General features: G+C 61.4%; 22 protein-coding genes and 1 pseudogene. 8 read left to right on the top strand and 15 right to left on the bottom strand.

Features of this window, described 5'->3' with window-relative positions; all coding sequences use genetic code 11:
- Nucleotides 1-241: 241 nt before the first annotated feature.
- Entirely contained in the window at nt 242-715 is a 474-nt protein-coding gene (locus tag KBX13_RS11100) for a hypothetical protein (protein ID WP_256022198.1), read from the top strand.
- Between the two features lie 13 nt (nt 716-728).
- Entirely contained in the window at nt 729-1097 is a 369-nt protein-coding gene (locus KBX13_RS11095; RefSeq protein WP_256000873.1) for a DUF3817 domain-containing protein, read from the top strand.
- A 10-nt stretch (nt 1098-1107) separates the two neighbouring features.
- Here KBX13_RS11095 and rdgB read toward each other — a convergent pair whose 3' ends face one another.
- From rdgB to clpS, 7 genes are all read right to left on the bottom strand, one after another.
- A complete protein-coding gene (rdgB, locus tag KBX13_RS11090; RefSeq protein ID WP_256022197.1) occupies nt 1108-1731 on the bottom strand; it encodes an RdgB/HAM1 family non-canonical purine NTP pyrophosphatase in 624 nt (207 codons plus the stop codon).
- The gene (rph, locus tag KBX13_RS11085) at nt 1728-2459 is read right to left on the bottom strand and encodes a ribonuclease PH (RefSeq protein WP_070478462.1); all 732 of its coding nucleotides are present in this window, start codon (nt 2457-2459) and stop codon (nt 1728-1730) included. Before rph ends, rdgB begins: the two co-directional genes overlap by 4 nt.
- Before the next feature lie 23 nt (nt 2460-2482).
- On the bottom strand, nt 2483-3259 hold the full coding sequence (locus tag KBX13_RS11080; RefSeq protein WP_070975254.1) for an MBL fold metallo-hydrolase: 777 nt from the start codon (nt 3257-3259) through the stop codon (nt 2483-2485).
- A 95-nt stretch (nt 3260-3354) separates the two neighbouring features.
- The gene (gene murI, locus KBX13_RS11075) at nt 3355-4161 is read right to left on the bottom strand and encodes a glutamate racemase (protein WP_071573752.1); all 807 of its coding nucleotides are present in this window, start codon (nt 4159-4161) and stop codon (nt 3355-3357) included.
- Between the two features lie 6 nt (nt 4162-4167).
- Nucleotides 4168-4959, bottom strand: coding sequence for a rhomboid family intramembrane serine protease (locus KBX13_RS11070; protein ID WP_370687344.1), 792 nt, complete (start codon nt 4957-4959; stop codon nt 4168-4170).
- Between the two features lie 4 nt (nt 4960-4963).
- Nucleotides 4964-5506, bottom strand: a complete 543-nt coding sequence (locus KBX13_RS11065) for a DUF2017 domain-containing protein (protein ID WP_070361986.1) — start codon at nt 5504-5506, stop codon at nt 4964-4966.
- Nucleotides 5507-5530: 24 nt separating this feature from the next.
- Complete coding sequence (gene clpS / locus KBX13_RS11060) at nt 5531-5830, bottom strand: ATP-dependent Clp protease adapter ClpS (protein ID WP_071565662.1); 300 nt, start codon at nt 5828-5830, stop codon at nt 5531-5533.
- A gap of 118 nt (nt 5831-5948) precedes the next feature.
- Here clpS and KBX13_RS11055 point away from each other — a divergent pair, with 118 nt between their 5' ends.
- Nucleotides 5949-7286 carry a nicotinate phosphoribosyltransferase gene (locus KBX13_RS11055; RefSeq protein ID WP_256022195.1) on the top strand — a complete coding sequence of 446 codons (1338 nt, stop codon included), beginning with the start codon at nt 5949-5951 and terminating at the stop codon, nt 7284-7286.
- Between the two features lie 15 nt (nt 7287-7301).
- On the top strand, nt 7302-9263 hold the full coding sequence (locus KBX13_RS11050; protein WP_256007920.1) for an ATP-dependent DNA helicase: 1962 nt from the start codon (nt 7302-7304) through the stop codon (nt 9261-9263).
- On the opposite strand, the gene KBX13_RS11045 is transcribed toward KBX13_RS11050, so the two are convergent.
- The 4 genes from KBX13_RS11045 to nrdF form a co-directional block, all read right to left on the bottom strand.
- Nucleotides 9226-9978, bottom strand: coding sequence for an aminoacyl-tRNA hydrolase (locus KBX13_RS11045; protein WP_256022193.1), 753 nt, complete (start codon nt 9976-9978; stop codon nt 9226-9228). The genes KBX13_RS11050 and KBX13_RS11045 overlap by 38 nt on opposite strands.
- Complete coding sequence (gene serB / locus KBX13_RS11040; protein ID WP_256005424.1) at nt 9975-11240, bottom strand: phosphoserine phosphatase SerB; 1266 nt, start codon at nt 11238-11240, stop codon at nt 9975-9977. The genes KBX13_RS11045 and serB overlap by 4 nt, the downstream gene beginning before the upstream one ends.
- A 126-nt stretch (nt 11241-11366) precedes the next feature.
- Nucleotides 11367-13103: a cytochrome c oxidase subunit I gene (gene ctaD, locus KBX13_RS11035; protein ID WP_070361980.1), complete on the bottom strand. Its 1737-nt coding sequence runs from the start codon at nt 13101-13103 to the stop codon at nt 11367-11369.
- Nucleotides 13104-13477: 374 nt separating this feature from the next.
- Nucleotides 13478-14467 (bottom strand): class 1b ribonucleoside-diphosphate reductase subunit beta, encoded by a 990-nt coding sequence (nrdF, locus tag KBX13_RS11030; RefSeq protein WP_070363445.1) that lies wholly within the window; start codon nt 14465-14467, stop codon nt 13478-13480.
- Between the two features lie 264 nt (nt 14468-14731).
- Here nrdF and KBX13_RS11025 point away from each other — a divergent pair, with 264 nt between their 5' ends.
- Nucleotides 14732-15454 (top strand): FadR/GntR family transcriptional regulator, encoded by a 723-nt coding sequence (locus tag KBX13_RS11025; protein WP_070975261.1) that lies wholly within the window; start codon nt 14732-14734, stop codon nt 15452-15454.
- A 24-nt stretch (nt 15455-15478) separates the two neighbouring features.
- Here KBX13_RS11025 and nrdE read toward each other — a convergent pair whose 3' ends face one another.
- From nrdE to nrdH, 3 genes and pseudogenes are all read right to left on the bottom strand, one after another.
- Nucleotides 15479-17590, bottom strand: coding sequence for a class 1b ribonucleoside-diphosphate reductase subunit alpha (nrdE, locus tag KBX13_RS11020; protein ID WP_256022200.1), 2112 nt, complete (start codon nt 17588-17590; stop codon nt 15479-15481).
- A gap of 208 nt (nt 17591-17798) precedes the next feature.
- Nucleotides 17799-18221, bottom strand: a pseudogene (gene nrdI / locus KBX13_RS11015) (class Ib ribonucleoside-diphosphate reductase assembly flavoprotein NrdI); the annotation flags it as partial.
- 69 nt (nt 18222-18290) lie between these two features.
- Complete coding sequence (gene nrdH, locus KBX13_RS11010; protein WP_070361976.1) at nt 18291-18518, bottom strand: glutaredoxin-like protein NrdH; 228 nt, start codon at nt 18516-18518, stop codon at nt 18291-18293.
- A 268-nt stretch (nt 18519-18786) separates the two neighbouring features.
- Here nrdH and KBX13_RS11005 point away from each other — a divergent pair, with 268 nt between their 5' ends.
- From KBX13_RS11005 to KBX13_RS10995, 3 genes are read left to right on the top strand one after another with little or no spacing between them, the layout of a single operon-like run.
- Nucleotides 18787-19608 carry a phytoene/squalene synthase family protein gene (locus tag KBX13_RS11005; RefSeq protein ID WP_256022192.1) on the top strand — a complete coding sequence of 274 codons (822 nt, stop codon included), beginning with the start codon at nt 18787-18789 and terminating at the stop codon, nt 19606-19608.
- Nucleotides 19605-21155 (top strand): phytoene desaturase family protein, encoded by a 1551-nt coding sequence (gene crtI / locus KBX13_RS11000; RefSeq protein ID WP_256022190.1) that lies wholly within the window; start codon nt 19605-19607, stop codon nt 21153-21155. The genes KBX13_RS11005 and crtI overlap by 4 nt, the downstream gene beginning before the upstream one ends.
- 31 nt (nt 21156-21186) lie before the next feature.
- On the top strand, nt 21187-24837 hold the full coding sequence (locus tag KBX13_RS10995; RefSeq protein WP_256022189.1) for a putative Ig domain-containing protein: 3651 nt from the start codon (nt 21187-21189) through the stop codon (nt 24835-24837).
- Between the two features lie 18 nt (nt 24838-24855).
- On the opposite strand, the gene KBX13_RS10990 is transcribed toward KBX13_RS10995, so the two are convergent.
- Nucleotides 24856-25787, bottom strand: a 932-nt coding sequence (locus tag KBX13_RS10990) for an HNH endonuclease signature motif containing protein (RefSeq protein ID WP_256022187.1), incomplete at its 5' end; no start/stop codon positions are given.

Below are 25787 nucleotides of genomic sequence, written 5' to 3'. Positions count from 1 at the left end.
GCGGCAAGACATCAAATGTGTCCGCCGCGCGGACACACAACCCCCTTTTCATCTTCCACCCCGCGGACACAGGATCCACTCCCCCGTTGTCCGCCGCGCGGACACGCGATCTGCTCCACCTGTCAGCGGCAAGACGCCAAATGTGTCCGCCCCGTGGACACCCACAAACACGGAGCAAACATCGGGGCGACAACCTTGTCGGAGGAGGCGTCGATTAGTGGTGTTGCTAGACTGTGGCACTGTGAGCGAGCAGAACAGTTTCCCAGGTGAAGAGGGCGCGCCGAAGCGTCGGCACGTTCGGGTTCGCGCGTGGCACATCGTGTTGCTGATCGCCGCGGTGATTACGTGCTGTCTGCTGGCGTACTGGCAGTGGACCCGCTACCAGTCCGGGACGGGCACGTTCCAAAACCTGGGTTACGCATTGCAGTGGCCGTTCTTTGGTGCGTTTTTCGTCTACGCCTACAAGGCGGGGTTGAGGATGGAAAACGAAAAGATTGACGCGCTGAACGCATCGGGCTCGATGGATGAGCTCTACGAGGCGGACCTTGCACGCTACGGTGCGGACGGGAGTCGTGAGCCGGTGGAAATCGATGAGGATTTCCTGCCGGAACGCCCTACGCTCGATGTGGAAGAATACAACTCAATGCTCGCACCACGCCGTCGTAATTCGACGGAACCAAACAGCGAACCAAAGAGCGAACCGAACAGAAAGTAAGAGGCCTGAACGTATGACTCAGCCGCAGCCAAATGAAGCCGCACCCAAGATTCACCCGGAGCGTCAGCGCAGAGTGAAGCAGGCGCTCACGGCGTTCTCTGTCGCAGCGTGGACAACAGGCATTCTGCTGCTGCTCCTGTGCGCGCGCATGATCATGCAGTACCTCCTGCACATGGACGTGTCCATGCTGGAATGGGTGGCGCGCGTGCACGGGCTGGCGTACATCCTGTTCCTGGTCACCTCGCTGAACCTGGGGCTGAAGGCGCGTTGGGCTGCGCAGACGTGGGCGGTGACCGCGATTTCTGGCGTCGTCCCCTTCTTGTCATTCTGGGTGGAGGCGAAGCGCCGCAACGAGGTCACGCGCACGTTCCAGCTGCGCTAGCTGCCCACGCCTAACTACGCAACGCCGCGATGTGCGGTGCAAGCGCCCGCAACGCCGTCCCACGGTGTGAGCGGGCGTTTTTCTCTTCCGGGCTGAGTTGCGCCGACGAGCGGCCGGGGGTGTCAGCGGGTTGGAAGATGGGGTCGTAGCCGAAGCCGTGCTCGCCCTTCGGCGCTTCGAGCAGGCTACCCTCCCAGCGGCCTTCGGCGGTGAACTCCTCGCCTTGCGGGGTCACGAGCGCACAGCAGGACACGAACGCCGCGTCACGCTGAGCGATGTCCGCCATCTGCGCGAGCAACAAGTTGTTGTTCGCGGTGTCGGTGTCTACGGCGCCGTGCGGCCCGGTATGCCCGGACCAGCGGGCGGAGAGCACGCCGGGCATCCCGTTGAGCGCGGCGACAGCCAGGCCGGAATCGTCCGCCACACATGGCAGCCCGGTGGCTGCTACCCCGGCGCGCGCCTTGATCAGCGCGTTCTCCTCAAACGTCAGCCCGTCTTCTTTCGGCTCCGGGTACGGCTCCACCTCACCGAGGGCGACGAGTTCCACGCCGTCGATGCCGCAGTCGTCGAGTACCTGCTGAAGTTCTTTGAGCTTCTTTGCGTTATTGGACGCAACCAGCACCCTTACCGTCATGCCAGCGCGGCTTTCTGCGCCTGGATGAGCTCGTTCAAGCCCTTCTGTGCCACGTCGAGCATCTGGTTGAGCTCCTCGCGGCCGAACAGGCCGTGCTCGCCGGTGCCCTGAATTTCGACGAAGTTATCGCCCTCCTGCATCACTACGTTGAGGTCAACTTCAGCGCGGGAGTCTTCTTCGTACGGCAGGTCGAGGCAAACGCGGCCGTCGATAATCCCTACGGAGACTGCGGCGACTGGCGCGAGCAGCGGCTCACCCGGTACGACACCGCGCTCTTTGAGTACGGAGATGGCGTCCGCAAGCGCGACGTACGCGCCGGTGATGGAGGCGGTGCGGGTGCCGCCGTCGGCTTGGAGGACGTCGCAGTCGAGCTGGATCGTGTTCTCCCCCAGCTGGCGCAGGTCCACCGCAGCGCGCAGCGAACGCCCGACCAGGCGGGAAATCTCGTGGGTGCGGCCCTTCACCTTGCCACGCATCGATTCGCGTGGCATGCGCTCGTGGGTTGCGGCCGGGAGCATGGAGTATTCGGCGGTCAGCCAACCTTCGCCGGAATCCTTCTTGAAGCGCGGCACGCCTTCCTCGATGGAGGCGGTGCACATGACGCGGGTGTTGCCGAACTCTACAAGGACGCTACCTGCCGGGTTCGAGGTAAACGAGCGGGTGATACGCACCGGGCGCATTTCGTCGAGCGCGCGCCCGTCTGCGCGCAGAAAATCAGAAGTTGTCATGCCCTCCAGGGTAACGCACTGCGTTACAGCTCGAAGCAGGCGCCGGGCTTGCCGAGCACCGTCGGCCCGCCGAACTCGCGCGCAGCGGCCTCAAGCGTGGCCTGCTGGTCCGCCCACGGCTGGATGTGCACAACCACGAGCTTCTTGACGCCCGCTTCGCGCGCAATCCGCCCCGCTTCTTCACCAGACAGGTGCATGCCGGGCGCCATCCCCTCGGATGTCGGACCCCAGGCGGCCTCGCAGAGGAAGAGATCTGCGTCGCGGGCCGCCTCGACTAGGTTAGGCGTGACCCCGCTATCGCCCGAGTAGACCAGCGTCGCGCCGGTCTTCTTGCACGTGACCCGCAGCGCGTGCGATTCCTGCGCCGGGTGATCCACCGGGAACGGGGTGACCTGCACGCCATCTATCTCAACCGGGGTTCGGGGGCTCCACGTGTGTACGTCAAAGGTGTCACTGATGTCGTCGACCTCGTCGGCGGTGTTCGCAGCCATGCGGCCAAAGTGCGTCGCAGCGTGGCCTGGGCCGTACAGCTTATGCGCGCTCTCCGCGGGCTTCTCCGGGTGGTAGCGTCGCCATACCAGCAGCGAGGGCACGTCAGAGCAGTGATCCGCGTGCAGGTGCGAAAAAATCAGGTGCGCGTTGGAAGGATCCATTTCCTCGCGCGTCTGCATTGCAGCCAAGGCGCCTGGCCCAAAGTCCATCAGTATGTCCGGGTTGCCCGGAGTACTGATCACATAGGACGAGCCGGGATTACCGGGGGCGCCTAAACTCCCTGAACACCCGAGAATGGTCAACTTCATGGAATTACTGTGCCATGAAAACTACGCAATTTCTAACGTTTCCACTAAAAACGCTCAGTTTTGTAGCCATGTCAGTAAAAACCGGCAGCTGTGGCCTAGCTCATGGGGTGGTTTACGGCGTGCACCATCGGCCCAAGGAAGCGCGTCGCGAGGGAGTCAAACACTGCCGGGTCGCCGGTGGATTCAAAGGTTCGCGTTGGTTCCACCTCGGGATCAGCCAGCAAGTCGCGCTCAGTGAGGATGCGGAGCACGTCCTTCGCAGTCTCCTCCGCGGAGGACACGAGTGTGACGTCGTCCCCCACTGCAAGCTGCACGATGCCAGAGAGGAGCGGATAGTGGGTGCAGCCCAGCACCAGCGTATCGACGCCCGCTTCGCGCTGCGGTGCCAAGTACTCCTTGGCAATGCTGAGGATCTCCGGGCCCGACGTCACGCCGCGCTCCACGAACTCGACGAACCGCGGGCAGGCGGTGGCCGTCACCTCCAAATTTGAGTTGAGCGCGAACAGGTCCTGGTAGGCCCCGGAGGTGATGGTGCCCTGCGTACCGATGACACCAATTTTGTTATTTCGCGTCGTCGCGATTGCGCGCCGCACCGCTGGTTGAATCACCTCAACAACTGGGATGTCGTAGCGCTCGCGGGCGTCGTGCAAGAATGCGGAAGTGGCCGTGTTGCAGGCGATGACCAGCATCTTGCAGCCACGCGACACCAGTTCGTCGGCGATACGCATCGCGTGTTGGCGCACCTGCGCAATCGGTTGTGGCCCGTACGGGCTGTTCGCGGTATCGCCGATGTAGATCATCGACTCGTTGGGCAGCTGGTCGATGACGGCGCGGGCTACCGTCAGTCCGCCCACGCCAGAGTCGAAAAGACCGATAGGAGCATTGTTCTCGAGCGTTTTCACGTCACATCATCCTAGCCCATAGGGCTGATTCGGATTCTTGCGCTGTTTCTTCTGCGCTTTCTTCATCGCGAGCTCCGGCGGGTCGTCCGAGGTGATAATCATGCCTGCCGCCATGCCGCCAATCGCTCCAAAGAGGTGGGCCTGCCAGCTGACACCTTCGACCAGTGGGAGCACGCCCCACATCAGGCCCGAGTACGTAAACCCGAGGATGACGCCCAGCAGCACCTGGCCTGCCGATTTGTTAAAGAAGCCGCGTACCAGCAGGTACGCCAGCCAGCCGTAGACCAGGCCCGAGGCGCCAATGTGGTTCGTGCCGATGCCGCCGAACAACCAGGTGCCGATCCCGCCAACCAGCACCACGAACGCGGTGACCTCCCAGAACACCCGCTTGCCGGAGTATCCCACCAGGAACGCAAAGAGCGCGCCCAAGCCGGTGTTACCGATCAGGTGGTCCAGGTCAGCGTGCAGCAGCGGCGAGGTGAAGATGTGCCAGATACTGGTCAGGTCCAGCGGGTGCACGCCAAAGTTATTCAGCCCTCCGCCGAACACCGCCATGTTCAGGATGTGCACGGCCCAGATAATCGCGATGTAGCCGAGGGCGAACAGCAGCCCGGTTCTGCGCTGCTGCTTGAACTTGCTCTTGCGCTGCGCGGCAGGGTCCATCGCAGGGTCGACGCCAAACGCGGCAAGCTGCTGGTCCGGGTGCGAGAACGGCCGGTCGAAGGGCTTGCCGTAACCCGGCTGCCCAGTCTGGCCGTAGCCCCAGCCTGGCCTCGGTGCGTGTGGAGGTTGCGTCATATGCTTACTCGCCCATCATCGCCTGCAGCAGCGACTCCTGACAGAACGCCAGCCACTCGATGAGCTGCGCGCGTTGCTGCTCGGCGGCCTCGCCGCCGCGGTCGTCGGCCGAGACGTACAGGCGCATGTCGTTGAGCGCCGCCAGGAACTGGTGTGCCTCCTCTTCCTCGATGGTCACCTCAACGCCACCGGTTGGGCCCAGCGCCTCGTTGACCACCTGCAGGTTGGTCAGCTTCGCCTTGATGATGTCGTTTTCGTGCAAGCTGCGAAGCAGGCCGTTGTCGCCCTCGAACTCCTCGTCCTGCTCCCGCTCAAAGTCCGGCAGCAGGCGGGCTAGCTTCGGGTCCGTCGGCGCCTCGGAGTGGCCCACAGACAGCCCCATCATCTCCGAGAACTCGTCGCGCGGCGCGGACTGCGCCCTAGCGATCAACGCCTCGGACACCGTCGCCGTCAAGTCCCCGATGATCTCGCGCTCGAGGGGGTCAAACAGCGTCGTAAATTTGATGCCTGAGCGCAACAGGCCCTTCTTCTTCCGCCAAGCTTGCATTCGCTACTCTCTCCTTGCCCTGGCCTATCCGGCCTGCTGCATTGTTGCCCAGAGGCCAGCGGTGTGCAGCTTCTTCACGTCGCCCTCGACCTTGTCTTTTTCACCAGAGGACACCACCGCTTTCCCCTCGGTGTGCACCTGCATCATGAGCTCCTGGGCGCGCTTGCGGTCGTAGCCCAAGACTGTTTGAAAAACGTAGGTGACATAGCTCATCAGGTTGACGGGGTCGTCCCACACTATGCACATCCACGGCAGGTTTTCGCTCGTCGCAACCTCGACGTCGATGGCTTCGTCGAGCTCAGGAGACGCCATTGGCGAACTCATCGCTACAATTCCTGTCTTTTTCATGTGCACCACCTTACCTGCTTCAGAAACACGACGCCCGCAAGCATTGTGTGCTAATGCACCCAGCAGTCCCGTCTACGCACTACACTCATCGAACATGACTGAAAACCAGGCCCACCCCAACTACTCGACGGCATTCCTGACGGACATGTATGAGCTGACCATGCTCGACGCCGCCATTCAAGACGGCACCGCACACAGGCAGTGCGCCTTCGAGGTCTTTACCCGCCGCCTGCCGAATGACCGCCGCTACGGCGTCGTCGCAGGCACCGCCCGAGTTGTCGACGCCATCCAGAACTTCCGTTTCACCGACGCGCAAATCGACGCGCTCGACTTCCTCTCTGACGAGGCCAAGGAATATCTGCGGGACTACTCGTTCTCCGGCCAGGTCGATGGCTACCGCGAGGGCGACATTTACTTCCCATACTCCCCCATCATGACAGTGCGCGGCACCTTCGCCGAGTGCGTGATCCTGGAGACAGTCATCCTGTCGATCCTCAACGGCGACTCCGCGGTGGCCTCCGCCGCGTCCCGCATGGTCACGGCAGCTGATGGCCGCCCGATCATAGAGATGGGCTCGCGACGCACCAACGAGCAGGCAGCGGTCTCTGCTGCGCGTGCCTCCTACATCGCGGGGTTCGTCGGCACCTCCAACATGGAAGCCTCCTACCGATACGGCATCCCGGCCTCCGGCACCGCCGCCCACGCGTGGACGCTGCTGCACGTCGACGAAGAGGGCCGCCCCGACGAGGTCTCCGCGTTTAAGGCACAGGTCGAAAGCCTGGGCAAGGACACCACGCTGCTCGTCGATACGTACGACATCACCAAGGGCATCGAGCACGCACTCGAGGTCGCGGGCACTGAGCTGGGCGCGATCCGCATCGACTCCGGCGACCTGGGCATCGTGTCGCGCCGCGTGCGCGCCCAGCTCGACGAGGCCGGCGCGTTCAACACCAAGATCATCGTCTCCTCAGACCTTGACGAGTTCGCCATCGCGGGCCTGCGCGGCGACCCTGTCGACGGCTTCGGCGTCGGCACCTCGGTGGTCACCGGCTCCGGCGCGCCGACGGCCACGCTGGTGTACAAGCTTGTAGAGGTCGACGGCCACCCTGTGGCCAAGCGTTCCTCCGGGAAGCGCACCTACGGCGGCGCGAAGCTGGCCAAGCGCGCCTACCGCGCCTCCGGCGTCGCGGTGGCGGAGCTCATCTACCCGCTGCGCGCGGAAATCGATACGAAGCCAGCCCTCGAGTACCGTGACCTGGTGGTACCACTGATTCGAGACGGAGAGGTCGTCGACAAGCATGACGAGCTCGAGGCTGCCCGCGAGCTGCACAATACCGCTCGCACCACCCTGCCGTGGGAGGGCTTGGCGCTGGCGAAGGGCGATGCGGCGATCCCGACGCGCTTCGTCGGCTTCCCTGAGCCCACCGAGTAGGTAGACTTTCCCGATGTGAGTGACCAGCCTTTCGCCCAAACGACCGAAGACCTGCTCGCGGCCGCCGTCGCCGCCCTCGGTGGCGCAGAGCGCCCCGGGCAGGTCGCGATGGCGAAGGCCGTCACCAAAGCGATCGATGCCGGACGCCACCTCGCCGTGCAGGCTGGCACTGGCACCGGCAAGTCGCTCGCCTACCTCATCCCCGCGATTCGGCACGCGCAGCAGTCGGACAGCACCGTCGTCGTATCGACAGCCACCATCGCGCTGCAACGCCAGCTCGTCGAGCGCGACCTGCCCCGGCTCGCCGACGCCCTCGAACCGCTTTTGGAGCGCCGTCCAACCTTCGCGATCCAGAAGGGCCGCAACAACTACGTCTGCCTGCACAAAATCGGGCTAGACGAGGAGACACCGGAGGCGCTCATCGAGGAAGACGACATTTCCTGGCTGGGCAAACACGTCAAGCGGGTGGCCGAGTGGGCGCAGGACACCGAGACCGGCGACCGCGACGACCTCGAACCCGGCGTACCCGATTTGGCGTGGCGCCAGGTGTCCGTTACTTCCAACGAGTGCCTGGGAGCGAGCCGCTGCCCGCACGGCGACGAATGTTTCGCCGAGCTTGCGCGGGAGAAGACCCGCTCCGTCGACGTGGTGGTAACCAACCATGCGCTGCTAGCTATCGACGCCCTCGCAGACGTTGACGTACTGCCGGAGCACGACGTCGTCATCATCGACGAGGCCCACGAGCTCGACGGGCGCATCACCTCCGTAGCAACCAACGAGCTGTCCGCACGCGCACTGACGCTCGCTGCGCGGCGTGCGGGCAAGCTCGGTGCGGATAAGGCGATCCTCGAAGACGTCGCCGACGACTTCAGCGCGGCGCTCGCTCTGGAGGAGCCCGGCCGCTGGGAGCGCATCTCCGATCCCGCGCGCGGCGCCTTCACCGGTGTCCGCGATGCACTGTGGCGCACACGCAACGCCATCGCGGACGCCCCCGAGGGCGAGGCCGCGAACGACCCAGAAACCGCTGCCGAGCGCGGCAACCTCAAGAACCACCTCGAGGACCTGCACGACGCCACCGTCCGCATCCTCGAAGTTTTCGACGAGGACGACCCAGCCAAGCACTACGACGTGGTGTGGCTGACGCGCTCCGACAAGTACGACGACTCCGTGGCCGTCGCGCCACTCTCCGTCGCCGCCCTGCTGCGGGAGAAGCTCTTCGGCGAACACACCGTGGTGCTCACCTCAGCCACGTTGACTGTCGGCGGGAACTTCAACGCCATGGCGGCCTCCTGGGGTCTTCCGGACAAGACATGGGACAGCCTCGACGCCGGCACCCCCTTCGACCCGGCGAAGTCCGGCATCCTCTACACCGCCAAGCACCTGCCTGCACCTGGCCGCGACGGCCTGTCGGACGCGACGCTCGATGAGATCGCCGAGCTCATCACCGCTGCCGGCGGTCGCACGCTCGGTCTCTTCTCTTCGCGCCGCGCCGCCCAGCAGGCCGCGGAGGCGATGCGCACACGCCTCCCCTTCGACATCATGTTGCAGGGCGAAGACTCCACCGGCGCGCTCGTGGACAAGTTCGCCCGCAACGAGAACAGCTGCCTGTTCGGCACGCTGACCCTCTGGCAGGGTGTCGACGTCCCCGGCCGTTCCCTGTCGCTTGTCATCATCGACCGCATCCCGTTCCCCCGCCCCGACGATCCGCTGTTGCAGGCACGTGCCAACGCCGCGGATGCTGCCGGGCGCTCCGGGTTCATGGAGGTCTCCGCCACGCATGCAGCACTCCTCATGGCGCAGGGCGCGGGCCGCCTGCTGCGCTCGGTCAGTGACCGCGGCGTCGTCGCTGTGCTCGACAACCGCTTAGTGACGAAGCGCTACGGGTCCTTCCTGCGCCGCAGCCTCCCAGCCTTCTGGGAGACCACCAACCCCGATACCGTCAGAGGCGCGCTAAAACGCTTGGTGGCAGCGCGCTAAACGCCAGCGCCGTCACCGAGCCTGGCGCGACCTCCGTGAACCCTGCGTCGGCGACCACCACGCCGTCGTGTTCGCGCGCGTACGCCAAGCACTCCGCAAACACGCCGCTGTCCGCCTCGCGGACACTCAGCGGGAAGCCGTCCTCGGCCCACGCCTGCACCCACTCGAGCGGGCGCTGCGCAGCAAGCAGCATTGAGGCATGCCCCACCTGTGCGGCCGCCTTCCCCGCAGACATCTCGAGCCCAGCACCCACCACAATCACAGGTGTCGACGCCCCCACCTGCCCCTCCACCGGCTCCATCGGCAGGTCCGTCCCCTTGATCTGCAGCTTCGATACCTCGTGTGGCACGTCGCACACCGCGGATGGCACAAACGCCCGCACCGACCCGACCGTCACCCCGGGCACCTCCTGCACATCCAACCACGCCTTGTTTCGCGCCCGTCGAGTCACCTTGCGGATGCGGTGGTCGTACCAGCGCTGCAGGTGCTCCCGCCACGGCCCGGGCTCGCCCGCTTGTTCCGCGAGACAGACAGCGACGGTGGCGCGGGCGGCGTCGACTAGCACGGCGTTACGTGCCGGCGGGTCCTGCTTCGGCAGGTTGATCACCAGCTGCATCGCCTGCACCGTCTCGGGGTCGCGCGGGTCCTCGGTGCGCTGCCGGTAGTCAGCGCTGGTGCGCTCGTGCAGGAGCTGCCAAGCTAACTGTCTGCTCATGCTTCGCGGTTTGTCAGAGCGACGCGACCATCGATGCCCTGGCGTTCATTCGAGTCGTCGATCTCGTCACGCGGGATGCCGATCATGTAGAGCACCTCGTCCAGGAACGGGTGGTTCACCGACGCGTCCGCGATCTCCTTCAACGCCGGCTTCGCATTAAACGCAATGCCCAGACCAGCGACAGAGAGCATATCGATGTCGTTCGCGCCATCGCCCACCGCGATCGTCTGGTCCATGCGCAGGCCGCTGTCCTCAGCAAACTCGCGCAGGAACTCCGCCTTCGCCTGGCGGTCCACCACCTTGCCGATCACCCGACCGGTCAGCTTGCCATCCTCAATTTCGAGGGTGTTCGCGCGCACGTAGTCGAGCTCCAGCTCCTCCGCCAGGCCCTCCAGCACCTGAATGAACCCACCGGACACCACTGCGGTGCGGTACCCCATCGAGTTCAATGTGCGGATCGTGGTCCTCGCTCCAGGCGTGAGCACAATGTCCTTCGCCACCTGCTCAATCACCGACGCGTCGAGCCCCGCCAGTGCCTTCACTCGCTCGCGCAGCGACTCCTCAAAGTCCAATTCGCCGCGCATCGCGCGCTCAGTCACAGCAGCGACCTCAGCCTCACGTCCCGCGTGCGCAGCCAGCATCTCGATGACCTCGCCAGTGATCAAGGTCGAGTCACAGTCGAAGCACACCAGGCGCTTCATCCTGCGGTGCAAGCCCGCGTGTTCCATCGCGAGATCAATCCCCAGCTCTGCTGAGATCTCCGCGAGCTTCTTGCGGATCTCCTGCCCGTCACCCGGCGAGTAATTCGGGATCGTAATGCACAGCTCCAAACCTGTCACCGGGTACTGCGCGATCCCGCGAATCGTGTCAATGTTTGCGCCTACCGACGCCAACTCCGTCCCCAGCCGTGACACCGCCTCAGCCGTAACCGGGTTGCCAAGGACCACCACCACGTGCGTGGAACGCGGGCGCTGGTCCGCGCGGGCGGAGACATCCGTTTCGATGGTGACGCGCTGACCATAGTCCCACAGGGCGACGCGCAGCTCACGCTCGATATCCACCAAGTCGTTTGGGTCCATGCCCACGAACGCTGCCAGCATCAGGCGCCCTCGGAAGTCCGTCTGCTCCACGTCGAGCAACTGGACATTGTGGCGCGACAGGGTTGTGAAAAACGAACCCGAAACGCCCGGGCGGTCTGGGCCCGACGCGGTGATAACCGCAGGCTTGAGACCTGCTTGCAGCTCTACCTCAAACGCCGTCATTGGTGGTGTGCTCCTTCGTGTTACTGGCTGACTGTGATGAGAGTAGCACTTTTGAGCAACACAAAACCCCTCATCGGAAAACCGATGAGGGGTGTGATCTGTCAGGATGAGGGATTCACCATTTGGCTACTTCCCGGAGTTCGTGCCCTTCCACGTTGCTGGCGTATCAGCCTTGTGGTTGCTGTGAGCCTCGCGGCGCAGCTGCTCGACCATGTGCGGGTAGTGCAGCTCGAACGCAGGACGCTCGGAGCGGATACGTGGCAGCGCGGTGAAGTTGTGGCGCGGTGGCGGGCAGGAGGTTGCCCACTCGAGCGAGTTGCCGTAGCCCCATGGGTCATCCACGGTAACAATCTCGCCGTAACGCCAGGACTTGATGACGTTCCAGATGAACGGCAGCATACCGATGCCCAGGATGAAAGAGCCGACCGTGGAGATCTGGTTCAGCAGCGTGAAGCCGTCGGTATCCAGGTAGTCAGCGTAGCGGCGTGGCATACCCATGTTGCCCAGCCAGTGCTGGACCAGGAAGGTCATGTTGAAACCGATGAACGTGAACCAGAAGTGGATCTTGCCCAGGCGCTCGTCCAGCATGCGGCCGGTCATCTTCGGGAACCAGAAGTAGACACCAGCGATTGCGGAGAACACCACGGTACCGAACAGGGTGTAGTGGAAGTGCGCAACCACGAAGTAGGAGTCATGCAGCTGGAAGTCCAGCGGTGGCGAAGCCAGCATAATACCGGTCAGGCCACCGAAGAGGAACGTGAACAGGAAGCCCATCGCCCACAGCATCGGAGTCTCAAAGGTGATGTGTCCGTTCCACATCGTGCCCACCCAGTTGAAGAACTTCACGCCGGTTGGGACGGAAATCAGGAAGGTCATGAAGGAGAAGAACGGAAGCAGAACTGCACCGGTTGCGAACATGTGGTGCGCCCACACAGCCATCGACAGGCCAGCAATCGCGAGCGTTGCAAAGATCAGGCCGATGTAGCCGAACATTGGCTTACGGGAGAAGACCGGGATGATCTCAGAGATGATGCCGAAGAACGGCAACGCCAGGACGTACACCTCAGGGTGTCCGAAGAACCAGAACAGGTGCTGCCACAGGATTGCGCCGCCGTTTGCGGTGTCGTAAATGTGGCCACCCAGCAGGCGGTCGTACAGCACGCCCAGTGCAGCAGCGAGCAGCAGCGGGAAGATCATCAGCGCGATGATCGAGGTGACGAACACGGTCCAGGTGAACGCTGGCATACGGAACATCGTCATGCCTGGCGCACGCATGGTGAGCACGGTGGTCAGCATGTTGATCGCGGATGCGACGGTACCGATACCGGTTGCGCCCACACCGACGATCCACAGGTTCGCGGATACGGATGGGGTGTGCGTTGCGTCAGCAAGCGGCATGTACATGGTCCAGCCGAAGTCAGCCGCACCACCCGGGGTCAAGAACCCAGCCAGCATCGCGAACACGCCAACGGAGGTAATCCAGAATCCGAATGCGTTCAGACGTGGGAACGCCACATCCGGCGCGCCGATCTGCAGCGGCAGGACATAGTTAGCGAAGCCCCACACAACTGGCGTACCGAACGCAAGCAGCATCACGGTGCCGTGCATGGTAAACAGCTGGTTGAACTGCTCGTTGGACAGGAACTGCAGGCCCGGGCTGAACAACTCAGCACGGATCAGCAGAGCCATCAAGCCACCAACGAAGAACCAGATGAAGGACATGATGATGTACATGATGCCCAGCTCTTTGTGGTCTGTCGTGGTGAGCTGCTTATAAATCTGAGAGCCAATCCGGCCATTGCCAGTTGGCTCCGGACGTGTCGACTGGACTTTTGTCTCCAGCCTTGGCGCCACAGCGGTCATTCGTTCCTCCTGACTGTAACTTTCGCACACAAAACAGGTACACGAAAGCTAATTGTGATACCGCATCATCTTAAGTGACGCGCCCATACATTTGCCAGCCTTTCCGGGCCTTTCCCCAACGTCCACCTCGCACCCCTGCCAAGGCCTGACAACAGCCACCATGAGTTACCTGCCGAAACACCAACAGTCACAGCAGCCACCAAACGCATAGCACAAGCCAGTACGCTCGCAACGTTTCGAAACTCCCCCACACACGTCCCCCGTTTAGTATCAACCCAAAGTTTGGGCATGTTTACGTCCGGAAACGAAAAACGTGCCACCGCAAACTGCTGCGGTGGCACGAAGTGGCGTCGAAAAGCACTCAGCTGACTGGGTTAGAAGTCCCAGTCATCGTCCTCGGTCTCCTCGGCCTTGCCAATGACGTACGAGGAACCCGAGCCAGAGAAGAAGTCGTGATTCTCATCCGCGTTTGGCGATAGCGACGCCAGGATCGCCGGCGAAACGCGAGCCTCATCGACCGGAAAAAGCCCCTCGTAGCCCAGGTTATTGAGGGCCTTGTTCGCGTTGTAGCGCAGGAAACGCTTCACGTCCTCGGTCCAGCCCAGCGGATCGTAGATATCTTCCGTGTACTGAATCTCGTTCTCGTACAGGTCGTAGAGAATATCGAAGGCGTACTCCTTGAGCTCCTCCTGGCGCTCCGGGGACTCGTCGCGCAGACCAACCTGATACTTGTAACCAATGTAGTAACCATGCACGGCCTCATCGCGGATGATCAGGCGGATAATGTCCGCGGTGTTCGTCAGCTTCGAGTGCACCGCCCAGTTCAAAGGCAGGTAGAAGCCCGAGTAGAAGAGGAAGGACTCCAGCATGACGGAGGCGACCTTCTTCTTCATTGGGTCGTCGCCACGGTAGTAGGACTCTACAATCTTAGCCTTGCGCTGCACCTCTTTGTTTTCTTCTGTCCAGCGGAACGCCTCATTAATCTGCGGAGTGGACGCCAGCGTCATGAAAATGTTCGAGTAGGACTTGGCGTGTACGGACTCCATGAACGCAATATTCGTATAGACGGCCTCTTCGTGCAGCGTCTTCGCGTCCGGCAGCAGAGATACCGCACCGACGGTGCCCTGCAGCGTATCCAGTAGCGTCAGGTTTGCGAACACGCGCATCGTGGAAAGCTGCTCATCATCAGTCAGCGTGTTCCAGCTCGGAATGTCATTCGAAACAGGAATCTTTTCTGGGAGCCAGAAGTTACCCGTGAGGCGGTCCCACACCTCGAGGTCCTTCTCATCAGGGATTTCGTTCCAGTTAATCGCCTTCATCGGCTCCTTATGAGCCTGCAGGTAGCCAAGATACTCTTCAGTCATGGCGCCCATCTTAGCGCAAGCGCCTCTACGCAGCGGCGCCGGTTGCGATTGTCCGCGCGGCGGACACTTGGCGGGGGTACATTCCGGACAGCCGACTTTGACTTTCGCCAAACGCGACCAGTTCCCTACAGCGCTTTCTCCTTAGGATTCACCCCCTCCTACCCCCACCCATGCCCGACTCGTTGCGTTGTAGTTCACAGCCGGGGTTATGCTGATTAATAGTCTCAATTCAAACTCTCCGATACGAGAAAAAGGATGAATAGCATGCCTCTCACCCTCGATCCTGCCGAATCCGCCGAAGGACCTCTTCTGACCAAGGTGCTCGACGAGCTTGGGGGCGAGATTGTATCGGGGACAATGGCGCCGGGAGAGCGCTTTACGCTCCAGGATCTTTCCAGCCGGTTTGGGATTTCGCGCACAGTCGCGCGTGAGGCAATGCGCGCGCTGGAGCAGCTCGGGCTTGTGAGCTCCTCTCGCAGAGTCGGCATTAAGGTGCTGCCGGAAGAACACTGGGCTGTCTTTGACCAGGCGGTGATCCGTTGGCGTCTCAGCAGCGAAGCGCACCGAGCGAAGCAGATCGTGTCACTCGACCAGTTGCGCAAGGCAGTCGAGCCGGTCGCAGCAGCGCTCGCAGCGACGAACGCAACGAAGGAACAAGCACAGGAACTCAAGGCGCTCGCCGAACAGCTCATGGAGCTCTCCGAAGCTGGACAGGGCAACACGGACGCGTTCCTCGAGGCGGATAAACGTTTTCACACCTTAATATTGGAGTGCTCCGGCAACGAGATGTTTAGCACCCTCACCCTTCCCATTCTGTACGTGCTTGAAGGGCGCACCCGCTACGGCATCATGCCGAACGACCCACACCTTGATGCAATGGCATACCACCTGAAAGTGGCAGAAGCCATCCAATCCGGCGACTCAACAGGAGCAGAAAACGCATCCTGGAGCCTTCTGCGCGGAGTGGACGGCTTCGTCGAGTTCTAAGCCAGCACTGTTCTCAACCAGCGCTTACAGCATGCAGGATACGCAGCCCTCGATCTCGGTGCCCTCCAGGGCCATCTGGCGCAGGCGGATGTAGTACAGGGACTTAATTCCCTTGCGCCATGCGTAGATCTGCGCGCGGTTCAGGTCGCGCGTCGTCACCGTGTCCTTGAAGAACAGGGTCAGCGACAGGCCCTGGTCGACGTATTTCGTAGCGACAGCGTAGGTGTCGACGATCTTCTCGAAGCCGATCTCGTAGGCGTCGTCGAAGTACTCGGTGTTCTCGTTGTTCAGGTGCGGTGCCGGGTAGTAGACGCGACCGATCTTGCCTTCCTTACGGATCTCGATCTTCGACGCGATTGGGTGGATCGAGGAGGTTGAGTTGTTAATGTAAGAAATCGAGCCGGTCGGCGGGATTGCCTGCAGGTAGCGGTTGTAGATGCCGTCGCGAGCGACCGCTTCTTTCAGTGCTGCCCATTCTTCGGCCGTCGGCACTGCAATCGTCGACTTTTCGAACAGCGCCTTGACCTTCTCCGTCTTCGGCTGGAAATCCTCCGGGTTGTAGCGGTCGAAGAACTCGCCGGTGGCGTACTCGGAGCGCTCGAAGTCTTCGAACTTCTTGCCCGTCTCCACTGCGATCTTGTGCGATGCCTTGATGCACTCGTACATCACGGCCGCGAAGTAGGCGTTCGTGAAGTCGAGGCCTTCCTCTGAGCCGTAGTGGATGTGCTCGCGGCCAAGGAATCCGTGCAGGTTCATCTGGCCCAGGCCGATGGCGTGGGAGGCGTCGTTACCCTCACGGATCGACGGCACCGAGTCAATCGACGTCTTGTCCGCCACCGCCGTAAGACCGCGGATTGCGGTCTCGACGGTGCGGGAGAAGTCGTCGGAATCCATCGCCATCGCAATGTTCAAGGAGCCAAGGTTGCAGGAAATATCGTGGCCGACCTTCGCGTACGTCAGGTCAGCGTTGAGCTCCGACGGGGAATTGACCTGCAGGATCTCGGAGCACAAGTTGGACATGTTAATGCGGCCAGTCTTGACCGGGTTCGCTCGGTTCGCGGTGTCCTCGAACATGATGTACGGGTAGCCGGACTCGAACTGGATCTCCGCCAGCGTCTGGAAGAACTGACGCGCATTAATCTTCGACTTGTGGATGCGCGGGTCTTCCACCATCTCTTCGTACTTCTCGGTGACGGAGATGTCGGCGAACGGAACGCCGTAGACGCGCTCGACGTCGTACGGCGAGAACAGGTACATGTCGTCGTTACGCTTCGCCAGCTCAAAGGTGATGTCTGGGACGACGACGCCCAGCGAGAGCGTTTTAATACGAATCTTCTCGTCAGCGTTTTCGCGCTTGGTGTCCAGGAACTTCATGATGTCCGGGTGGTGCGCATTCAGGTAGACCGCACCTGCACCCTGACGCGCACCGAGCTGGTTCGCGTAGGAGAAGGAGTCCTCGAGCAGCTTCATCACTGGGATCACGCCAGAAGACTGGTTCTCGATGTGCTTAATTGGCGCGCCGGCCTCACGAATGTTCGATAGCAGCAACGCCACGCCGCCGCCACGCTTCGACAGCTGCAGCGAAGAGTTAATCGCGCGGCCGATGGACTCCATATTGTCCTCGATGCGCAGCAGGAAGCAGGACACGAGCTCGCCGCGCTGCGCCTTGCCTGCGTTGAGGAACGTCGGCGTCGCTGGCTGGAAGCGGCCCGTCATGATCTCATCGACCAGTGCGGATGCAACCTCTTCCCTGCCGTCAGCGAGGAAGAGCGCGGTCATCGCCACGCGGTCCTCGAAGCGCTCGAGGTAACGGCGACCGTCGAATGTCTTCAGGGTGTACGAGGTGTAGTACTTGTACGCGCCCAGGAAGGACTTGAAGCGGAACTTAAAGGCATACGCACGCTTGAACGTGTCCTTCACGAACTCCCAGTCATATGCCTCAATAACCTCGGGCTCGTAGTACTTGTTGTCCACCAGGTACTTCATCTTCTCTTCGAGGTCGTGGAAGTACACCGTGTTCTGGTTCACGTGCTGCAGGAAGAACTGATTCGCAGCCTCGCGGTCCTTATCGAACTGGATCTGACCGTTTTCGTCGTACAGGTTCAGCAGTGCGTTGAGCGTGTGGTAGTCCAGCATGTCAGCCTCGTTGACCGGCTCCGGCACATTCTTGCCATGAATAGGGTTCGTAGACACAGATATCCTCTTGATGCTTCAGTGTTAATTAACGATCGGCGTTACGGTATTTATTTGTATATTTCTCGCGCAGTTGCGCTAAGCGTTGTGCGTTTTCCTGCCCCGGCAGCTGCCCAACCGACTCTAGCGCGTCTTCCTGCTCGGGGGTCAGCGGCAGCAAACCGAGGCGGTCGGCGTGCTCGATCAGCTGGTTGCGCACGCGAAGCACGTCGTCATCAGTACCCAGCAGCTCAAAGCGGAAAAGGTACGGGACGTTGCACTTCTCCGATATTACGTCACCAGCCAGGCCGTAGTCCGTGCCAAAGTTGGAGTTGCCAGACGCGATGACGCCACGGATATAGCTGCGGTTGTGTTCGTCATTCAAAAACTTGATGACCTGCGGCGGGACAGGTTTGGTGTTCACGTGCGTCATCGATACGCCCCCGCCATAGGTCGGGCAGATGAGGACGTAGGGCTCGTCGATAATTGGTGCTGGGTCCGTGCGCCGCAACGGAATACGCTGCGCCGGAAGCCTCACCTTATCGACGAACCGCTTCGTCGTCTCTGTCAACGACGAGAAGTACACGATCAACATGTTGGATGCCCTCTACATAAAAAGAGCCGCCAATGTGTAAAACACTAGCGGCGTGAGACGTCGGAAGAGTTAAGCCGCAGCCAGGCCACGGATGCGCTCCGGGCGGAACCCAGACCAGTGCTCGCCGTTTACCTCAACGACTGGTGCCTGGAGGTAGCCGAGCGCGAGGACGTAGTCACGCGCTTCGTCGTCGACGGAGATATCTACGAGGTCGTACTCCAGCCCTGCTTTTTCGAGTGCTTTGGTAGTTGCTTTGCACTGCATGCACGCCGGCTTGGTGTAAACGGTAATAGACATAACCTGTGGGCTCTCTCTCTACATAAAATGAAGACTATTTCGGGAGTTTTCCCCGCGCCGTCTTGATCGGCGCTACAAGAGAAGACACTATACCTTGGGTGATATTTCTGCAAGTGATACTACATATAGTAGTTACACGCGTGGTATTCCCAGCACGGCTCCCACCGCGGGTCCACATGTAGCCTAGACTATGAAAAATCACTTCCGATGACCTGAAAGCCCACCAATGTTTCGCTCCCACCCCAGCCCGCAGCAACGCTACAGCCACATGGCACGGCGCGCCGCGAGCGAGGTCATTGGCAGCTATTCGACGAGCTTCGGCGCCGCCACGCGACTACTTCCCGAGCCGCAGCGAACCGACATCCGCAACCTCTACGCGGTGGTGCGCATCGCCGACGAAATTGTGGACGGCGCCACCCCCTCCCCCGAGCGCGCGGCAGCCCTCAAGGACTACGAGCAGCGCGTCCGCAGCGCCACAGCAACCACGTTCCACACCGACCCGATCCTGCACGCTTTCGCCGATACCGCGCGCCGCTGCAACTTCGACGACGCCCACCTCGCCGCGTTCTTCACCTCGATGCACCACGACGTAACCGGCGAGGCGCACACGGAGGAGTCCGTCGAGCGATACATCTACGGCTCCGCCGAGGTCATCGGTTTGCTGTGCGTGGATGTCTTCTTCGGGGGCCGACGCCCTCCCCAGGCCGAGTACGGCAAGCTGCAGGAAGGGGCACGGGCGTTGGGGGCCGCGTTTCAGAAGGTGAACTTCCTGCGCGACTACGCCGACGACACCAACCGGCTCGCCCGTAACTACTTCCCGCAGGCTCCTTGCCCGCTGACCAAGGCCGGCAGAGACGCGATCATCGCGGACATCCGCCACGACTTCGACGCCGCGTGGTCCGCCATCCCCGCGCTGCCCAAGCGCTGCGGTGTCGCCGTCGCGGTAGCGGCGAACCTGTTCGAAGCGCTCACCGACTTGCTCGCGGACACGCCACCAGAAGCCATCCTCACCCAACGAGTCCGGGTGTCCGCGCCGCGGAAAGCAGCGATCATCGCGCGGACGGCGGCGACGGGAAGGAGGCTGCAGTGACGAAGCGCGTTGTCATCATCGGCGGGGGAATCGCAGGCCTGGCAACAGCGTGCCTGCTGGCGAAGCGCGGTGCGGCGGTGGTGGTCGTCGAAAAGAATGGACACCTCGGCGGGCGCGCGGACGAGTTGCGCATCGACGGCTTCCGCTTCGAGACCGGCCCCTCCTGGTACCTCATGCCCGAGGCCTACGACCACTTCTTCGAGCTCATGGGCACCTCCACCGCGGCAGAGCTCGACCTGCAACTTCTCGACCCCGGCTACCGCATCTACCCCGAACACCGCCCGCTTCTCGACGTCCCCTTCGGTACCGACGCCGTCGCCGACCTCTTCGAGTCCCTCGAGCCCGGCGCGGGCGACGCGCTGCGCGACTACCTCGCCAGCGCGGCCGACGTCTACAACATCGCGCTCGACCGCTTCCTCTACACCACGTTCAGTTCGCTGCGGCCGTTCCTGCACAGCGACGTCGTCTCCCGCGCATTCACCCTCGCGGTGTTGCTGCTCCAGCCGCTGCAGCGCTACGTGAACAAACGATTCCGCGACCCTCGCCTGCGCCAGATCCTGCAGTACCCGGCAGTGTTCCTGTCCTCGCAACCACGCGACACCCCGAGCCTGTACCACCTGATGAGCCATACCGACCTGACTCTCGGCGTGCGCTACCCGCAAGGCGGATTCAGCGGCATCGTCACGGCGCTCGAGCGGCTCGCCCGCGCGCACGGCGTCGAGTTTTTGCTCGAGCACGAGGCGACCCGCATCGAAGTTATCGCCGGTTCCGCCACCGGCGTCCACGTGCTCAGCGAAAGCGGGACACGCTTCCTGCCCGCCGACGCCATCGTCGCCGCCGGAGACTTGCACCACACCGAGACTTCGTTGCTCCCCGCGTCTGCTCGCACCTATTCCGAGGCGCACTTTAAGCACCACAACCCAGGTGTGAGCTGCGTACTCGCGCTCATTGGTGTGCGCGGTGCGCTGCCGGAACTGCTTCACCACACGCTGTTCTTTTCCGAGGAGTGGGGCGAAGACTTCGACGCCGTGTTCCCTGCTGACAGCAGCGGCTCGCGCGACGCATCGCGCTCGATCTACGTGTGCAAGCCCTCCGCCACGGACCCGACTGTCGCGCCCGCCGGGTGTGAGAATCTGTTCGTGCTCATCCCGGTTGCGGCTGACCCGTCAATCGGTCACGGGGACGCGTACGGCGCTGCAGAGTCCCCGCGCGTCGCCGCCATCGTTGACGCGACACTGGACCTCATCGTCGCACGCACTGGTGTCGCTGACCTGCGGGAACGGGTCGTCGTGAAGCGAACTATCGGCCCCGCCGACTTCGCCGGACGCTACTACTCCTTCGCAGGTGGCGCCATCGGGCCTGCACATACCCTGCGGCAATCCGCGTTCTTCCGCGGTCGCAACATTTCCGCCAAAGTGGACAACCTGTACTACGCGGGGCAAACCACCGTTCCTGGCGTCGGTGTGCCCATGTGCCTCATCTCTGCCGAGAACGTGGTCAAGCGCATGCTCGGACTTCGTGACGCATCTCCTATACCAAAACTGTGAGAAGCTCGTGAAGATTCTGTACATTTAATTCATGCGAAGCTTCCGACCTGGTAAGACGCTTATCGCCCTTTTCACAGCCTTCGCGATGAGCGCCACTGTCTTCTCCCCGCCCGACGCCACAGCCCAGACGACAAGTCAGTGGGTGCCCGATCAGCATGAGGAGCTGTTCGAGCAGCGGGATGAGCTCTCATTCTCAAAGGGTGGCGCTGAGTACTTTTGCCAGGTTGCCCACATCGCGGATGGGCGTGTGTATACCGACGCGCTTTGCGGCGAAGGGCATTCCCTGTACTACCGCGACTCCGAGGGCTCCATACACTACTTCGAGGACAGGCAGACCGATTTTTCTCGCAACAAAGATCTCTTCCTGAATCGCTTCGCTTCCTACGCGATCCCGGACTCGCTGCTTCCACAAGTCGGTGAGTCAGCTGAGCCAGTTCTCGGTTCGTACCTCTCGGCCGGGAATACCGTGACCGTTCACGGCCCACGGGAAGACTACGATGCAACGATTGAGAACACCACCGATGGTTTCCTGGCGATTACGCTTCCGAGCCATGCGTATTTGACACATGGCGCCCCAGTTTCAGTCGGCGGCCGCTACCTCGGGATGTATGAGAGCGTCTTTAGCAACGACGACCACAGACAGGGACTCGTCCTCCTCGCAGACCCAGAAGTTCCTCCGACAAGCGAACCGAACAAAGTGTCGTTACTCCTCGAGCGTGAATCCATGCTGTCATATGCTCCGGGCGAAGTAAGCACGATTAACCAAGGTGACAAAATTTTTAACAACGGTCATCGTTGCACCGTCGGATACATCGATAAGCCCAACAGCCGTATTTTCTTAGCTGGTCACTGCAGCGATGGCAGCCCTCTCTACTTCACCGACACACAAAACAGGAACTATTACCTGGGCGCGATGGTGACTGAGTTCGACTTCGAGGGAAGTCTCACCAACAGCACCATGAGCAAAGACTGGGGCTATATCGATATCCCAGAAAACCGCTCGGCATTGCTCGGGGAGAATCGCTACTCCTCCGACAGCGTTCTGTTGCCGTCAATGCTCCGGGTCGGTCAGATGGTGTACGGCTTCGGTCAAACAACCGGCCACGTGATGCAGAACTACGTCATGGGCGTGATTAATAACGTCATCCTCCTCACACAACAAAGCCCGATGCATGAGGGAGATTCCGGTGGGCCGAACTGGGTCATTGATGAAGACGGCAAGCGTCACTTTATCGGCGTGAACTCCGGAAACGAACGAGTAAACGAAGGCGAGGCCGAGCGGTATGGGATAGCTGTCGGATGGGAAGAAACTCCAACTAGCGACGAGTACGTCAACTACTCGGGCCTCGCGATGCAACAGTGGGACGCATACCAAAAGGCACAGAAAGAGGCCGAGCAACCCGTTCCAGTCAACCAGGGCGACACCGTGGGTCTCGACGACAATGACCGCGACCTCTTCCTCGACCAGGAGTGCACAGCGAAATACATCGATCACGTCCACCAGCGGATCTACACCAGCCCCGCGTGCACCGGGCCGGGCGGGGCGCGCGGAGTTTCTACGACATACGGGTGGCCCAAGCACTGGGCACTGGCCGAAATCGGTAGCTTCTATGATGCGCAGCTCCCCTACATCCAGGCCCCAAATGGCACACAGTTGGGCGAAAACCCTGATGCACCTGGGGAGCTCCTTTCGACCGACCAGGTACACCTTAGTGACACGGCTAGCATCGACTGGCGTTCGTTGACGGTGGCAGGCACAGTCGGCGACGCGATCCTACTTCTCCCCTATGGCGATTTCGCTCCAGAGATCAACACACCAGTTACCATCGGCGACAACGTTGCCGGCCTTGTTTCCGGGATCTACTACGACGAGAACGGCAACGTGAAAGGCATTGAAGTTCAGAGCCTTCTCGAGACTAATCCGATTGAGCTTCCAGAGGGCTGGCAGGAAAACCTTCTCTACGAATACGCGAAGGCAACTGACAAGACCGCTCCCGTGGTTGAGGACGTCGAAAAGAAAGAATTCGACTCCGATGCCGAGATTGAACCCTTCGAATTCACCATCACGGACGAGTACAACGAGCTGACCGTCGAGGTAACCGACCTGCCAGAAGGTCTGTATGCGGACATTCAGTACGACGAACCACGGCTCCGCGCCACCGTCACTGTTCGAGGGACACCGACGAAGCCTGGTTGGCAATACGCGAATGTAACAGCGCGAGATGCCCTCGGGAACGGGACCTCACGCAACCTCGAATTCTGGATTGCCGACGCCACTGCGCCCGTCATCGATACCACTCCGTTGATCTTGGAGGCCGGCGAGTACGCCGACCTTGAGATTCTAGTAACCGACAACAGCGGCTATTCCCCCAACGTGACAGTCAGCGCTCTCCCCGATGACCTCACGTCATATGAGGGACACATTCACGGGCAGACCAACGCAGTCGGAACGCACGACATCTACGTAACCGCCACGGACCCCGCTGGCAATACTGCAACGGAAACAGTTCAGCTCGAGGTGCGCGACACGAAGAAGCCGACCATCAACGTGCGGAGCAACGCTCGCTGGGAAGCCAATTCGGAATTCAATGACTCCATCAGCATTGAGGTTGACGACGCACCACCTGTCGACGTACGCGTCGAGGGTCTTCCCCGCGGACTTTTCTATGACGAAAGCAACAGAGCCATCGATGGCGTCACCGACGCGGTTGGTACGCATTCCGTCACCGTCATCGCTACCGATGCCGGCGGCAATACGTCCGAAGCTGGGCTCGAATTGATTGTGGAAGACACCACCTCCCCAACAGTGCAAAACGCTGAGTTTTCGTCCGAAGTCGGTTCACCGTTTTCGTATGTTGTTAATGCAACAGACAGCGTGGGACTAAAGCGGGTTACCGTTTCGGGCCTCCCTCACGGCCTGCGCTTCGACGAAAACTCTCGCACAATCAGCGGTACTCCTTCATCGCTTGGATACTTCCAAGCTTTTGTCACAGCTTCTGATAGGGCTGGAAATACTGGAGACGGTGTCATCGAATTCCGCGTGGTGGACACCGTCTTGCCTCGCATCTTGGTTGACCACAACCCGCCTGCGGCAACTAAGTTCGACCTGCCGATCCGAGTCGAGGACGCAACCAAGACCGCGTTGTCCGTGACCGGCCTGCCAGCCGGACTGCGACATAAAGGGAACCGGATTGTTGGTTCGACCAAAGATTCGGGCACACACCGTGTAGTCATCACCGCCACGGATGAAGCCGGCAATCAAGCTTCCGAGACGATCACCCTTTCAGTGCCGAAGCCTCGCCCAGCCAAGACGACAGCTCCCGCAGCTCCGTCAACGCAAACAAAGGTCCCGGCAAGACCATCTAAGACGACGGTGCCCTCGACGTCAGCTACGTCAGCCCCGCAGAAGCCGAAGGGGACGACCCCAGCTGCCGAGTCTCCGCGTCAAACTTCGGTCCCAGCCAAGCCGTCCGACGAGGCAACAACGCCTACAGCCCCGTCCGAAACAACTCCGGCGGCTAGCACGCAGTCCGAGCCCCCAACTGAAGAAGGTGGCAGCGCCTCCGGTTCCTCGAAAGGCGGAATCGCAGCACTGGTAATCCTGGGTATCATCGCGTTGGTTGGTGGCGTCGTCGCTACGAACCCTCAGCTGATGAAGCAGATTCAGTCAATGCTGCCGTAGGAAGATGCACCGACGTGCTTAGACTGTGGGACGGTCCCAGTCCCACGTCGGTGCAATCTCATCCGCAAACGAATCCACACCCCACCCATCCAACTCAATCTCGGCAGCATCATCGCGATACCCCACCCGACCAGGCTCACACACCCACTGCTCACCACTGGCAAACCGGAAATACAACACAGGTCCCGGCTTGACCACCCGGATAAACCCATCCGTGACCAACGAATGACACCTCGAGCACAACGGCACCAAATTCTCTACATCCGTCGCACCACCTTCGGCCCAATCCCTAATATGATGCATCTGCAAAAACCTGGTATGCCCACACCCCGGCACCGCACACTTATGCCCCCACATCCCTAACAACACCTGCACCTGCTTCGGGCTTGCAAGCCTGCGTTTGCGCCCAAACTTGACCACCTGCCCCTGGGCGTCATAGAGCACACCCATCAAATCTGCATGATCTACCAAGTTGGCAAGCCGTGCGGCAGGCGCCGCCATGTGATTCGGCAAAAATGCCCGCCCATCTGATGTCATATGCACCATCACCTGTGCTGCAGGCGCCATCGTCGCATGCTTAGCGGCCCCGGTGCGCACCATGTGCACCATCCCCATCAGTGATTGCAGCATTAATCGTGCCGGTGGCAGCCCGAAGGTTGAGCGCATCATCTGCGCATCAGCCTCATCCATCGCGTGGTCATCCGCATAGGCGTGCGCTCCTGCGCGCAGGGCTGCTTGAAAGGCCACACCGTCGGTAGCGTTCATGCAAAACCAGCCACGTAGGTATTGGCCGTCTTCACGGATGGTCAGCCCACAGTGTTCACCAGCATCCTGAGGTTGCCTATTGGTGGGGGTTGCGCCTGCAAGGGCGTATACGAGGCCTTGGTAGCCAGATTCGGCGGCTATCTCTACGAGTTCGTGTTGGTTTGTGTCGGTGGCGTAGTCGAGCA

The sequence above is a fragment of the Corynebacterium sp. CCUG 51687 genome (assembly GCF_024453995.1).
Taxonomy (GTDB): Bacteria; Actinomycetota; Actinomycetes; order Mycobacteriales; family Mycobacteriaceae; genus Corynebacterium; species Corynebacterium pseudogenitalium.
Note: the sequence above shows the minus strand (reverse complement) of the source record. Positions and strands in the feature narration are given on the sequence as shown.